This is a genomic window from Streptomyces sp. NPDC002476 (assembly GCF_042889785.1).
In the GTDB taxonomy this organism is placed as follows: Bacteria; Actinomycetota; Actinomycetes; order Streptomycetales; family Streptomycetaceae; genus Streptomyces.
Genome location: NZ_JBIARH010000006.1, coordinates 1 through 12,461, shown reverse-complemented (window position 1 = coordinate 12,461; position 12,461 = coordinate 1). Strand labels below are relative to the sequence as shown.

At 70.1% G+C, this 12,461-nt stretch carries 11 protein-coding genes; 9 read left to right on the top strand and 2 right to left on the bottom strand.

Features of this window, described 5'->3' with window-relative positions:
- Positions 1 to 134 precede the first annotated feature (134 nt).
- The 6 genes from eccD to ACFYXM_RS09070 all read left to right on the top strand — a co-directional run bounded on the left by eccD (position 135) and on the right by ACFYXM_RS09070 (position 7,371).
- A complete protein-coding gene (gene eccD / locus ACFYXM_RS09095) occupies positions 135 to 1,637 on the top strand; it encodes a type VII secretion integral membrane protein EccD (protein WP_389288327.1) in 1,503 nt (500 codons plus the stop codon).
- 199 nt (positions 1,638 to 1,836) lie between these two features.
- The gene (gene rpsO / locus ACFYXM_RS09090; RefSeq protein ID WP_073791486.1) at positions 1,837 to 2,124 is read left to right on the top strand and encodes a 30S ribosomal protein S15; all 288 of its coding nucleotides are present in this window, start codon (positions 1,837 to 1,839) and stop codon (positions 2,122 to 2,124) included.
- 334 nt (positions 2,125 to 2,458) lie between these two features.
- On the top strand, positions 2,459 to 4,696 hold the full coding sequence (locus ACFYXM_RS09085; RefSeq protein WP_389288324.1) for a polyribonucleotide nucleotidyltransferase: 2,238 nt from the start codon (positions 2,459 to 2,461) through the stop codon (positions 4,694 to 4,696).
- Positions 4,693 to 6,072, top strand: coding sequence for a M16 family metallopeptidase (locus tag ACFYXM_RS09080; protein WP_389288322.1), 1,380 nt, complete (start codon positions 4,693 to 4,695; stop codon positions 6,070 to 6,072). Before ACFYXM_RS09085 ends, ACFYXM_RS09080 begins: the two co-directional genes overlap by 4 nt.
- A gap of 36 nt (positions 6,073 to 6,108) precedes the next feature.
- On the top strand, positions 6,109 to 6,861 hold the full coding sequence (dapB, locus tag ACFYXM_RS09075) for a 4-hydroxy-tetrahydrodipicolinate reductase (protein WP_389288320.1): 753 nt from the start codon (positions 6,109 to 6,111) through the stop codon (positions 6,859 to 6,861).
- 12 nt (positions 6,862 to 6,873) lie between these two features.
- Positions 6,874 to 7,371, top strand: a complete 498-nt coding sequence (locus ACFYXM_RS09070) for a hypothetical protein (protein ID WP_389288318.1) — start codon at positions 6,874 to 6,876, stop codon at positions 7,369 to 7,371.
- 260 nt (positions 7,372 to 7,631) lie between these two features.
- Here ACFYXM_RS09070 and ACFYXM_RS09065 read toward each other — a convergent pair whose 3' ends face one another.
- Together ACFYXM_RS09065 and ACFYXM_RS09060 are read right to left on the bottom strand one after the other, a co-directional pair.
- The gene (locus ACFYXM_RS09065; RefSeq protein ID WP_389288316.1) at positions 7,632 to 8,198 is read right to left on the bottom strand and encodes a hypothetical protein; all 567 of its coding nucleotides are present in this window, start codon (positions 8,196 to 8,198) and stop codon (positions 7,632 to 7,634) included.
- 104 nt (positions 8,199 to 8,302) lie between these two features.
- Positions 8,303 to 8,539 (bottom strand): hypothetical protein, encoded by a 237-nt coding sequence (locus tag ACFYXM_RS09060; RefSeq protein ID WP_389288314.1) that lies wholly within the window; start codon positions 8,537 to 8,539, stop codon positions 8,303 to 8,305.
- Between the two features lie 187 nt (positions 8,540 to 8,726).
- Between ACFYXM_RS09060 and thyX the strand changes: the two genes are divergently transcribed.
- The 3 genes from thyX to ACFYXM_RS09045 all read left to right on the top strand — a co-directional run bounded on the left by thyX (position 8,727) and on the right by ACFYXM_RS09045 (position 12,332).
- On the top strand, positions 8,727 to 9,464 hold the full coding sequence (gene thyX / locus ACFYXM_RS09055; RefSeq protein WP_389288312.1) for an FAD-dependent thymidylate synthase: 738 nt from the start codon (positions 8,727 to 8,729) through the stop codon (positions 9,462 to 9,464).
- 152 nt (positions 9,465 to 9,616) lie between these two features.
- Positions 9,617 to 10,516 carry a 4-hydroxy-tetrahydrodipicolinate synthase gene (gene dapA, locus ACFYXM_RS09050; RefSeq protein WP_389288310.1) on the top strand — a complete coding sequence of 300 codons (900 nt, stop codon included), beginning with the start codon at positions 9,617 to 9,619 and terminating at the stop codon, positions 10,514 to 10,516.
- Positions 10,517 to 10,646: 130 nt separating this feature from the next.
- Positions 10,647 to 12,332 carry a ribonuclease J gene (locus ACFYXM_RS09045; RefSeq protein WP_389288308.1) on the top strand — a complete coding sequence of 562 codons (1,686 nt, stop codon included), beginning with the start codon at positions 10,647 to 10,649 and terminating at the stop codon, positions 12,330 to 12,332.
- Positions 12,333 to 12,461: the final 129 nt, after the last annotated feature.

Genomic DNA, 12,461 nt, shown 5'->3' with positions numbered 1-12,461 from the left:
GAAGCCCCCCGTGGCTCCCCCTGCTCGCGGACGTCCCTCCGCGTGACGGTGATCCTACGTGCAGACCACCTGGACCCCTGCCGGTAGGGTGGCGCGCGCACTGTGCGCAACCGCGAATCAGGGGGACCAGACACGTGAGTTCGACCGCAGCGACGGGATTCTGCCGCGTGACAGTCGTGGCGCCCGACAGCCGGATCGATGTGGCCCTGCCGGAGGACATCGCCGTCGCCGACGTCTACCCGGAGATCCTGCGCCTCACCGGCCAGAGCCAGCCGACCGGCGCGCCCGCCGGATACCACCTCGTACGCCGCGACGGCACGGTCCTCGACGGCGCGCGCACCCTCGCCGCCCAGCAGGTCCTCGACGGCGAACTTCTCAGTCTGCGCCCCTTCGCCCAGTCCCTGCCGCCCGCCGTCTTCGACGACGTCTCGGACGCCGTCGCCTCGGCCGTCACCCGCGACCGCCACCTGTGGAGCGACGACCTGCTGCGCGGCGCGGGGCTGGTCGGCGGCGTGCTCCTGCTCGTCCTGATGGGCTTCGTGCTCTGGTTCGCCGACCCGGTCCGGCACGACATGCACGGACTGCCCGGTGTCGTCGCCGGCTCGGCCGGGCTCCTGCTCACCGCGTTCGCCGGGGTCCGTGCCCGGGTCTACGCGGACCGGGCCACCGCCGTCGCCCTCGGCCTCGGCGCCCTGCCCCTCGTGCTCATCGCCGGTTCCGGCATCATCGGCCCGGACGCGGACCAGGGCCCCGGCAGGCTCCAGTTCCTCCTCGGCTGCGTCGCCGTCCTGGTCGCCTCCGTCGCCCTGGTCGCCCTCACCCCGAGCGGCGACGCGCCGTTCGTCGCGGCGACGTTCCTCGCCACCGTCGGCACCCTCGCCACCTTCGTCGCGATCCTCACCGAGGCGACCGCCACCGAAACCGCCGCCGTCTGCGCCCCCGTCGCCCTCGGACTCGTCGCCTTCCTGCCCGGCCTCTCCGCCCGCTTCGCCCGGCTGCCCATCGGCTACGCCTCGCCGCACACCGCCCCCGGCGGCTACGACGACAGTCTCACCGCCCCGAACGCCGACCCGAACGCCGGCCCGGACGGACCCGGCGCCCCCGCCGACCCCGTCGACGCCGACCGCATCGCGGCCCAGGCCCGCCGGGGCCACGAGATGCTGCTCGGCCTCGTCGGAGGCTGTGCCGCGGTCGTCGTCGGCTGCGCGGCCGTCCTCGGCTTCTCCGACAGCGTGTGGGGCCAGCTGCTGGCCCTGGCCTCCGGGCTCGCGATGCTGCTGCGCGCCCGCCTCTTCCGCTATACCTCGCAGGTCGCCTGCGTCCTGGTCGCGGGCATCGGCGCGATCGCCCTGCTGGTCCTCGGCCTCTCCCTGAACCCGCCGGTCGACCTGCTGTTCGACCTGATCCGCTACGGCGACCGCAGCTCCCTCGACATCCGTACGATCTGGCTCTCCGCGGCGGTCGCCGCCGGGGCCGCGCTGCTCACCGCGATCGGCCTGATCATCCCGCGCAAGGGCCTCTCCCCGTTCTGGGGGCGCCTGCTCGACCTGGCGGAGGGGGCCGTCCTGCTCTCCCTGGTCCCGCTCTGCCTGGCGGTCCTGGACGTCTTCGTACGGGCCAGGGCCCTCACCGGCTGACCCCGCGGCCCCGCGGCCGTCACCGGCGTACGCCCCTCACGCAGGGGACTGGTACGCTGTGTGACGGCCGTTTGTGTACGCGCTCCCGGAACATCCTGGGAGCAGCGCCCATCGGACCCTCGCCCCCGAGTAACGGAAGACCCCCTGGTGCCAAGACAGGGGCACTCGCGGGCGCTCGAACACCGAAGAGGAGTACCGCGTGTCGCTCGACGCCGCTACGAAGAAGCAGATCATGGCCGAGTTCGCCACCAAGGAGGGTGACACCGGTTCCCCCGAGGTCCAGGTCGCGATGCTCTCCCGTCGCATCTCGGACCTGACGGAGCACCTCAAGACGCACAAGCACGACCACCACTCCCGCCGTGGTCTGCTGATCCTGGTCGGCCAGCGCCGCCGCCTGCTGCAGTACCTGGCCAAGAAGGACATCCAGCGCTTCCGTGCGCTGGTCGACCGCCTCGGCATCCGTCGCGGTGCGGCCGGCGCCAAGTAAGACGCCGTGAAGGGAGCGGTTCCCGCAACTGAGGGGACCGCTCCCTTTGCCGTACGTACAGTCGTACGAACATACACATGTACGGGTCGTGGCGGGCCGACCCGCACGGCCGGAATGCCAAGCCGACCCGGATCTCAGTAACCTGGTCGCAGAAACGTCCCGCGGACGAGCGAGAAGCGAAACTCCCCGCCGCCGGTCCTCGGTAGTGGCTCCCGGACCCATCGACCGGGTGCTTCGATCGAAGACCGGCCCGTCAAGGAGCGCTTCTCCGCAACTGTCCCCCCGCCACACGGGCGCGGGGACGAAAAGACGACATGTAACGGAGAAAACGCTAGTGGAGAACGAGACCCACTACGCCGAGGCCGTCATCGACAACGGCGCCTTCGGCACCCGCACCATCCGCTTCGAGACGGGCCGCCTGGCCAAGCAGGCCGCCGGCTCCGCCGTCGCGTACCTGGACGACGACACCATGGTGCTGTCGGCCACCACCGCTTCCAAGAAGCCCAAGGACCAGCTCGACTTCTTCCCCCTGACGGTGGACGTCGAGGAGCGGCAGTACGCCGCCGGCAAGATCCCCGGCTCCTTCTTCCGCCGCGAGGGCCGTCCCTCCGAGGACGCCATCCTCACCTGCCGCCTGATCGACCGCCCGCTGCGCCCCTCCTTCAAGAAGGGCCTGCGCAACGAGGTCCAGATCGTCGAGACGGTCATGGCGCTCAACCCCGACCACCTCTACGACGTGGTCGCGATCAACGCCGCCTCCTGCTCCACGCAGCTCGCCGGCCTGCCCTTCTCCGGTCCGGTCGGCGGCACCCGCGTCGCCCTGATCAAGGGCCAGTGGGTCGCCTTCCCGACGCACACCGAGCTGGAGGACGCCGTCTTTGACATGGTCGTCGCGGGCCGTGTCCTGGAGGACGGCGACGTCGCGATCATGATGGTCGAGGCCGAGGCCACCGAGAAGACCATCCAGCTCGTCAAGGACGGCGCCGAGGCCCCGACCGAGGAGGTCGTCGCCGCCGGTCTCGAGGCCGCGAAGCCGTTCATCAAGGTCCTCTGCAAGGCCCAGTCGGACCTCGCCGCCAAGGCCGCCAAGCCCACCGGCGAATTCCCGGTCTTCCTGGACTACCAGGACGACGTCTACGCGGCACTCGCCGACGCCGTGACCTCCGAGCTGGCCCAGGCGCTCACCATCGCGGGCAAGCAGGACCGCGAGAGCGAGCTGGACCGCGTCAAGGAGATCGCCGCCGAGAAGCTCCTCCCGGCCTTCGAGGGCCGCGAGAAGGAGATCTCCGCCGCGTACCGCGCGCTGACCAAGAAGCTGGTCCGCGAGCGCGTCATCAAGGACAAGGTCCGCATCGACGGCCGCGGCGTCACGGACATCCGTACGCTCGCCGCCGAGGTCGAGGCCATCCCGCGGGTGCACGGCTCGGCGCTGTTCGAGCGCGGCGAGACCCAGATCCTGGGCGTCACCACCCTCAACATGCTGCGCATGGAGCAGCAGCTGGACACCCTCTCCCCGGTGACCCGCAAGCGCTACATGCACAACTACAACTTCCCGCCCTACTCCGTCGGCGAGACCGGCCGCGTGGGCTCGCCCAAGCGCCGCGAGATCGGCCACGGTGCGCTCGCCGAGCGCGCCATCGTGCCGGTGCTGCCGTCGCGCGAGGAGTTCCCGTACGCGATCCGCCAGGTCTCCGAGGCGCTGGGCTCCAACGGCTCGACGTCCATGGGCTCGGTCTGCGCCTCCACCATGTCGCTGCTGAACGCCGGTGTGCCGCTCAAGGCCGCCGTCGCCGGTATCGCCATGGGCCTGATCTCCCAGGAGATCGACGGCAAGACCCACTACGTCGCCCTCACCGACATCCTCGGTGCGGAGGACGCCTTCGGCGACATGGACTTCAAGGTCGCCGGTACGCGCCAGTTCGTCACCGCGCTCCAGCTCGACACCAAGCTCGACGGCATCCCTGCCTCGGTCCTGGCCGCCGCGCTGAAGCAGGCCCGCGACGCCCGCCTCCACATCCTCGACGTGATGAACGAGGCCATCGACGTCCCGGACGAGATGTCCCCGAACGCCCCGCGGATCATCACCGTCAAGATCCCGGTGGACAAGATCGGTGAGGTCATCGGCCCCAAGGGCAAGATGATCAACCAGATCCAGGAGGACACCGGCGCCGACATCACGATCGAGGACGACGGCACCATCTACATCGGTGCCGCCGACGGACCGGCCGCCGAGGCCGCCCGTGCCACGATCAACTCGATCGCCAACCCGACCATGCCGGAGGTCGGCGAGCGCTACCTGGGCACGGTCGTCAAGACCACCACCTTCGGTGCGTTCGTCTCCCTCATGCCCGGCAAGGACGGCCTGCTGCACATCTCGCAGATCCGCAAGCTCGCCGGCGGCAAGCGCGTGGAGAACGTCGAGGACGTGCTCGGTGTCGGCACCAAGGTCCAGGTGGAGATCGCCGAGATCGACTCGCGCGGCAAGCTCTCCCTCGTCCCGGTCATCGAGGGCGCTGAGTCCGACAGCGGCTCTGCCGCGGGCGCCGAGAAGAAGGACGACGCCGCCAAGTGACGTCCCGTAGTTCCGTGACGACGGCCCGTGCCTCCTCGAAGGCGCGGGCCGTCGCCCGTACCCAAACGCTTCTCAAGGGCACCGGTGGCGTCGGAACGGTCCGCCGCACCGTCCTCCCCGGCGGTCTGCGGATCGTCACCGAGACCCTGCCCACCGTCCGCTCCGCCACCTTCGGGATCTGGGCCAACGTCGGATCGCGCGACGAGACCCCCACCCTCAACGGCGCGACGCACTACCTCGAACACCTCCTCTTCAAGGGCACCGCCCGGCGCAGCGCCCTCGACATCTCCGCCGCCATCGACGCGGTCGGCGGCGAGATGAACGCCTTCACGGCGAAGGAGTACACCTGCTACTACGCGCGGGTCCTCGACACCGACCTGCCGCTGGCCATCGACATCGTCTGCGACATGCTGACCGGCTCGCTGATCACCCCCGAGGACGTCGACGCCGAGCGCGGCGTCATCCTCGAGGAGATCGCCATGACGGAGGACGACCCGGGCGACTGCGTGCACGACCTGTTCGCGCACACCCTGCTCGGCGACACCCCCCTCGGCCGCCCGGTCCTCGGCACCGTCGACACCATCAACGCGCTCGACCGCGGCCGTATCGCCCGCTTCTACAAGAAGCACTACGACCCGACCCGTCTGGTCGTCGCCGCCGCGGGCAACATCGACCACACCACGGTCGTACGCCAGGTCCGCAAGGCGTTCGAACGCGCCGGTGCCCTGTCCCGCACCGACGCCGTCCCGGTCGGCCCGCGCACCGGCTCCCGCACCCTGCGCACCGCGGGCCGCGTCGAACTGCTCAACCGCAGGACCGAGCAGGCCCACGTCGTCCTCGGCATGCCGGGACTGTCCCGCACCGACGAGCGCCGCTGGGCCCTCGGAGTCCTCAGCACCGCGCTCGGCGGCGGCATGAGCTCACGCCTCTTCCAGGAGGTACGGGAGAAGCGCGGCCTCGCCTACAGCGTCTACTCCTACACCTCCGGGTTCGCCGACTGCGGCCTGTTCGGCGTGTACGCGGGCTGCCGGCCCAGCCAGGTGCACGACGTCCTCAAGATCTGCCGCGACGAGCTGGACCGGGTAGCGTCCGAGGGGCTGAGCGACGAGGAGATCGGCCGGGCGATAGGTCAGCTCTCCGGATCCACGGTCCTCGGCCTGGAGGACACCGGCGCGCTGATGAACCGCATAGGCAAGAGCGAGCTGTGCTGGGGCGATCAGATGTCGGTCGACGACATGCTGGACCGGATGGCACAGGTCACCCCCGACGACATCCGCGCGGTCGCGGGCGAGGTCCTCGGGCACCGCCCCTCGCTCTCGGTCATCGGCCCGCTCAAGGACAAGCAGGCCGACCGCCTCGAAGAAGCGGTCTCGTAGCACGAGACCCCATGAACCGGTAAGGAAGCAGAGCACATGAGCAAGCTGCGCGTGGCCGTTCTCGGCGCCAGGGGCCGCATCGGGGCCGAGGCGGTACGAGCCGTCGAGGCCGCCGACGACATGGAGCTGGTGGCCGCCCTGGGCCGCGGCGACAAGCTGGAGACCCTCGTGGAGTCCGGCGCCGAGGCTGTCGTCGAGCTCACCACCCCCGCGTCGGTGATGGGCAACCTCGACTTCTGCGTACGACACGGCATCCACGCCGTCGTCGGCACGACGGGCTGGACCGACGAACGGCTCGCGCAGCTGCGCACCTGGCTGGAGGGCTCCCCGGAGACCGGGGTGCTCATCGCGCCGAACTTCTCCATCGGCGCCGTCCTCACGATGAGGTTCGCGCAGCAGGCCGCCCGCTACTTCGAGTCCGTCGAGGTCGTCGAGCTGCACCACCCGAACAAGGCCGACGCTCCCTCGGGCACCGCGACCCGCACCGCCCAGCTGATCGCCGAGGCCCGGCGGAAGGCCGGCTGCGCCCCGCAGCCGGACGCCACCACCACGGCCCTGGACGGCGCGCGCGGCGCGGACGTCGACGGGGTCCCGGTCCACGCGGTCCGGCTGCGTGGCCTCCTCGCCCACCAGGAGGTACTGCTGGGCGGCGAGGGCGAGACCCTCACGATCCGGCACGACTCCCTGCACCACAGCAGCTTCATGCCGGGCATCCTGCTCGGCGTCCGCCGCGTGGTGACCGTCCCCGGGCTCACGTTCGGCCTGGAACACTTCCTCGACCTGGACTGACTGGGCCCCGCCATGCGCGCAAAGATCACGTACTTCGTCACCGCCGCCGTCCTGGTCTTCTACTTCGTCCTGGTCGGCAGCCGTGGCGTCCTGCTCATCGAGCACGGCACACCGTTGACGGTGGCCTTCGGGGTCTCCGTGCTCATCCTGCCGGTGATCGGGGTCTGGTTCCTCTGGCAGAACACCCGGTTCGTGGCGCGGGCCAACGCGCTGGCGGCGGAACTCGACGCGGAGGGCGGCCTGCCGGTCGACGAACTGGTCCGCACCCCCTCCGGCCGCATCGACCGCGACTCGGCCGACGCCGTGTTCGCCCGGCGCCGCGCGGAGACGGAGGACTCCCCGGACGACTGGCGCTGCTGGTTCCGGCTGGCCGTCGCCTATCAGGACGCCAGGGACACCCCCAGGGCCCGGAAGGCCATGCAGCGCGCCATCGCCCTGCACGCGCGGGCGACGCCCGCCCAGTCGGGCAAGGGCACGAAGGCCGCCGGATCACGCCCGTCCGGCGCCTGAGAAGGGTGTGACGAACGGGCTCGGGCCCGGCAGCCGTGGACGGCCGCCGGGCCCGAGCGATGAACAGGCGTCTCAGCGCCTGTCGGGTGTCTTCCGACCGGGAAGCGGACGCGATGGTGCGTGCGATTCCACGACGCCCGGATGTCCTTGCAGCGGCTTCCCCGAGCTCTCGGCTTCGTTCGAGCAGGGAGACCCCCGTCCCAGGACATCCCGGCGACGCCGGAAGCGGGCGTGCCAGGGCGTGGCCGCCGGGCCGGAGGTCACCCGACAGGCTCGCGGTCCCGCCGGTACTCGTCCCCCCACACCTCGACCGTGTCGGCGGCGCGGTCGAACGCCTCGGGCCGCCCCAGGAAGTCCGCGTTGCTGTCGGTGAACAGCGGCTCCACGGCCTCGCCGCCCGGGCGGACGACGATCAGCGCCTGACCCTGCACCGTGCGCGGGAACCCCAGCCACCGCACCGGCTGCTGAACCGTGCGGATCGCCGAGACCCGGTCCCACGGCACCGTTTTCGTCGAGAGCAAGCCCACTCGGCGCACCCCGTGCCGGCTCACCCAGGCGCCCATCCGCAGCAGTCGCAGGGCGGAGGCGATGACCGCGGCGGCGAGCCCCAGACACACGGCCGCACCGGACATCGCCCCGGTGAACGCGGTGATCATCCCCGCGAGGAGGACGAACGACGCGAGCAGCAGCAGGGAGGCCGCGGCCGCGACCCGCCAGGGCCCGGGGCGGTACGGGCGCCGCCAGCCGTCGTGGTCGTCGAACGGCAGCGCTACGTCCTCAGCGCCCGCGTCAAACGCGCGGTCGGCCGTCAGGAAGGGCAGGGGCACGACTGATCCTCACTCACAAGCACGCTCGATTGCTGTGCCCGGTGAGGCTATCGAGGAGATCATCGGCCCGACCACTCCAGGGGGCCTGTACGGGGCGGGGCCGCTCAGGGGCCGGTCGCGGCCTCGGTCTGCTGGGGGTGCGACTCGCTCTGCGGGCTCAGGGCGGGCATGCCCAGCACCAGGGAGCCGACGAGACCCGCGACGACCGTGAGCCCGACGAGCGAGCGGGCGGCCATCTGGGAGACGCTGGCGCGCTCCCGCGGGGGCGGAGTGACGTTGCTGCGGAACCGGTCGGCCTCGGACACGAACGAGAACGGGACGGACTCACGCCGGCGGAACATGAGGAAGCTCTCCTTGAACTCTGTGGTCGGTGCTGTTAATGAGACAGACGTGCGACAGGCCGGTTTGGTGCCCCGAATCGCCGAATTCGTCGAAGAAGTCCCGGGGTGGACCTTCCGGGCCGCGTTGTCGGTGGCGGCCCGTAGAGTGGGCGCCGCCCGTGCGACGCGATTTGGAAGGACCCCGCCGGTGACCGAGACCCCCGAGCCCGCAAAGCCCAGCTTCCGCAGCGATGTCACCGTCGACCTGGTGAAACACTCCGCGGGTGACGCCGACGTCCTGTTCGCGGCCCGTGTCTCCACGGCCGGCGAGCAGTCCCTGGAGGAGGTCACCAAGGACCCCGAGCGCTCCAAGGGGCTCATCAACTTCCTGATGCGCGACCGGCACGGCAGCCCGTTCGAGCACAACTCGATGACCTTCTTCATCAGCGCCCCGATCTTCGTGTTCCGCGAGTTCATGCGCCACCGCGTGGGCTGGTCGTACAACGAGGAATCGGGCCGTTACCGGCAGCTGGAGCCGGTCTTCTACGTCCCGGACGAGTCGCGCAGGCTCGTCCAGCAGGGCCGTCCCGGCAAGTACGAGTTCGTCGAGGGCACGCGGGCACAGCACGAGCTCACCGGCCGCGTCATGGAGGACTCCTACCGCCAGGCGTACGAGGCGTACCAGGAGATGCTCGCCGCCGGGGTGGCCCGCGAGGTCGCCCGTTCGGTCCTCCCCGTCGGCCTGTACTCCTCCATGTACGCCACGTGCAACGCCCGCTCGCTGATGCACTTCCTCGGTCTGCGCACCCAGCACGAGCTGGCGACGGTGCCCTCCTTCCCGCAGCGGGAGATCGAGATGGTGGGGCAGCGGATGGAGGAGCACTGGGCCCGGCTCATGCCGCTCACCCATGCAGCCTTCAACAAAAACGGACGTATTGCCCCGTAAGAGGTGTCCATATTGCGACGTTTCGTGAAGTTCATCTAGGCTGATCAAACGGACCCGGCACTGCTTGAACCCCCGAGCAGGCAGTGTCGGGCTCCTATGGCGTGTCCCCCCGAGGGGTCCACGGGCCCTGAGCAGCGAGTAGCGTGTTACCCATGGCTCCGATCTCCACTCCGCAGACCCCCTTCGGGAGGGTCCTCACCGCCATGGTCACGCCCTTCACGGCGGACGGCGCACTCGACCTCGACGGTGCCCAGCGGCTCGCCGCCCACCTGGTGGACGCAGGCAACGACGGCCTGATCATCAACGGCACCACCGGCGAGTCCCCGACCACCACCGACGCGGAGAAAGATCAGCTCGTCAGGGCGGTCCTGGAAGCGGTAGGGGACCGGGCCCATGTCGTCGCCGGCATCGGCACCAACGACACCCGGCACAGCGTCGAACTCGCCCGCACGGCCGAACGCTCCGGCGCGCACGGCCTGCTCGCGGTGACGCCGTACTACAACAAGCCGCCGCAGGAGGGCCTCTTCCGCCACTTCACGGCCATCGCGGACGCCACCGGACTGCCGGTGATGCTCTACGACATCCCCGGACGCAGCGGTGTGCCCATCGAGACGGAGACGTTGGTTCGGCTCTCCGAGCACCCCCGCATCGTCGCCAACAAGGACGCCAAGGGCGACCTCGGCCGCGCGAGCTGGGCCATCTCCCGGTCCGGTCTCGCCTGGTACTCCGGCGACGACATGCTGAACCTGCCGCTCCTCTCCGTCGGCGCCGTCGGCTTCGTCTCCGTCGTCGGCCACGTCGTCACCCCCGAGCTGCGTGCCCTCATCGAGGCGTACCTCGGTGGCGACGTCCAGAAGGCCGCGGAGATCCACCAGAAGCTCCTGCCGGTCTTCACCGGCATGTTCCGTACCCAGGGTGTGATCACCACCAAGGCCGCGCTGGCGCTCCAGGGCCTTCCCGGCGGCCCGCTGCGCCTGCCCATGGTGGAGCTCACCACGCAGGAGACGGCACAGCTCAAGATCGATCTCGCCGCCGGCGGGGTAGAGCTCTGATCACGGACTTCACAACTGAATAAAAGAAGAAAACTCATCAGAGCGACACAACGGACAACAGCAAGTGCACGAAATGACATGCGCGCCACGTGCCCAAGCGGTACGTGGCGCGCGTGGTAAGGAGAGTCTTTTGAGTCATCCGCACCCCGAACTCGGCGCCCCGCCGAAGCTCCCCAAGGGCGGCCTCCGCGTCACCCCGCTCGGTGGCCTCGGTGAGATCGGCCGCAACATGACGGTCTTCGAGTTCGACGGCCGTCTGCTCATCGTCGACTGCGGTGTCCTCTTCCCGGAGGAGGAGCAGCCCGGAGTCGACCTGATCCTGCCGGACTTCACCACGATCCGGGACCGTCTCGACGAGGTCGAGGGGATCGTCCTGACGCACGGCCACGAGGACCACATCGGTGGTGTCCCGTATCTGCTGCGCCTGAAGCCGGACATCCCCCTCATCGGTTCCAAGCTGACCCTCGCGCTGATCGAGGCGAAGCTGCAGGAGCACCGCATCCGCCCGTACACCCTCGAGGTCGAGGAGGGCAGGCGCGAGCGCATCGGCGTCTTCGACTGCGAGTTCGTCGCGGTCAACCACTCCATCCCGGACGCCCTCGCGGTCGCCATCCGCACCCCTGCGGGGATGGCCGTCGCGACCGGTGACTTCAAGATGGACCAGCTCCCGCTGGACGGCCGGCTCACCGACCTGCACGCGTTCGCCCGGCTGAGCGAGGAGGGCATCGACCTGCTGCTCTCCGACTCGACCAACGCGGAGGTCCCCGGCTTCGTGCCGCCCGAGCGGGACATCTCCAACGTCCTGCGCACGGTCTTCGCCAACGCCCACAAGCGCATCATCGTGGCGAGCTTCGCCAGCCATGTGCACCGCATCCAGCAGATCCTCGACGCCGCCCACGAGTACGGCCGCCGGGTCGCCTTCGTCGGGCGCTCGATGGTGCGCAACATGGGCATCGCCCGCGACCTGGGCTATCTGAAGGTCCCCGCGGGCCTGGTGGTGGACGTCAAGACCCTCGACGACCTGCCCGACGACGAGGTCGTGCTGGTCTGCACAGGGTCCCAGGGAGAGCCGATGGCCGCGCTGTCCCGGATGGCCAACCGTGACCACCAGATCCGGATCGTCCAGGGCGACACCGTGATCCTGGCGTCCTCGCTGATCCCGGGCAACGAGAACGCGGTCTACCGCGTGATCAATGGCCTGAGCCGTTGGGGCGCCAATGTGGTCCACAAGGGCAACGCCAAGGTCCACGTCTCCGGGCACGCCTCGGCCGGCGAGCTGCTGTACTTCTACAACATCTGCAAGCCGAAGAACCTGATGCCGGTGCACGGCGAGTGGCGTCACCTGAGGGCCAACGCCGAACTCGGCGCCCTCACCGGCGTGCCCAAGGACCACATCGTCATCGCCGAGGACGGCGTCGTCGTCGACCTCGTCGACGGCAGGGCCAGGATCGCCGGCAAGGTCCAGGCCGGTTACGTGTACGTCGACGGGCTCTCGGTCGGCGACGTCACCGAGACCTCCCTCAAGGACCGCCGCATCCTCGGCGACGAGGGCATCATCTCGGTCTTCGTCGTCGTCGACAGCACCACCGGCAAGATCACGGGCGGTCCCTACATCCAGGCCCGCGGATCCGGCATCGACGACTCCGCGTTCGACGCCGTCGTGCCGAAGATCGAGGACGCGCTCAACAAGTCGGCGCAGGACGGGGTGATGGAGCCGCACCAACTCCAGCAGCTCGTCCGCCGCTCGGTGGGGAAGTGGGTCTCGGACACCTACCGCCGGCGCCCGATGATCCTTCCCGTCGTCGTCGAGGTCTGACCGGCGCACGCGAACCCTGGAGCGGGGTGCCCCGATTTGCATCGGGGGCACCCCCCACCCATAAGTTTAGCCGACCCCCCCCCCCCCGCAGCCCCCGCCGGCCCACTTTTGCTGTGGCCCCCCGGCCGG

What these genes read in the sequence shown, in the direction of transcription:
- dapB (WP_389288320.1), top strand. Translation starts at nt 6,109, where the DNA reads ATGAGCAAGCTGCGCGTGGCCGTTCTCGGCGCCAGGGGCCGCATCGGG.
- ACFYXM_RS09070 (WP_389288318.1), top strand. Translation starts at nt 6,874, where the DNA reads ATGCGCGCAAAGATCACGTACTTCGTCACCGCCGCCGTCCTGGTCTTC.
- ACFYXM_RS09060 (WP_389288314.1), bottom strand. Translation starts at nt 8,539, where the DNA reads ATGTTCCGCCGGCGTGAGTCCGTCCCGTTCTCGTTCGTGTCCGAGGCC.
- dapA (WP_389288310.1), top strand. Translation starts at nt 9,617, where the DNA reads ATGGCTCCGATCTCCACTCCGCAGACCCCCTTCGGGAGGGTCCTCACC.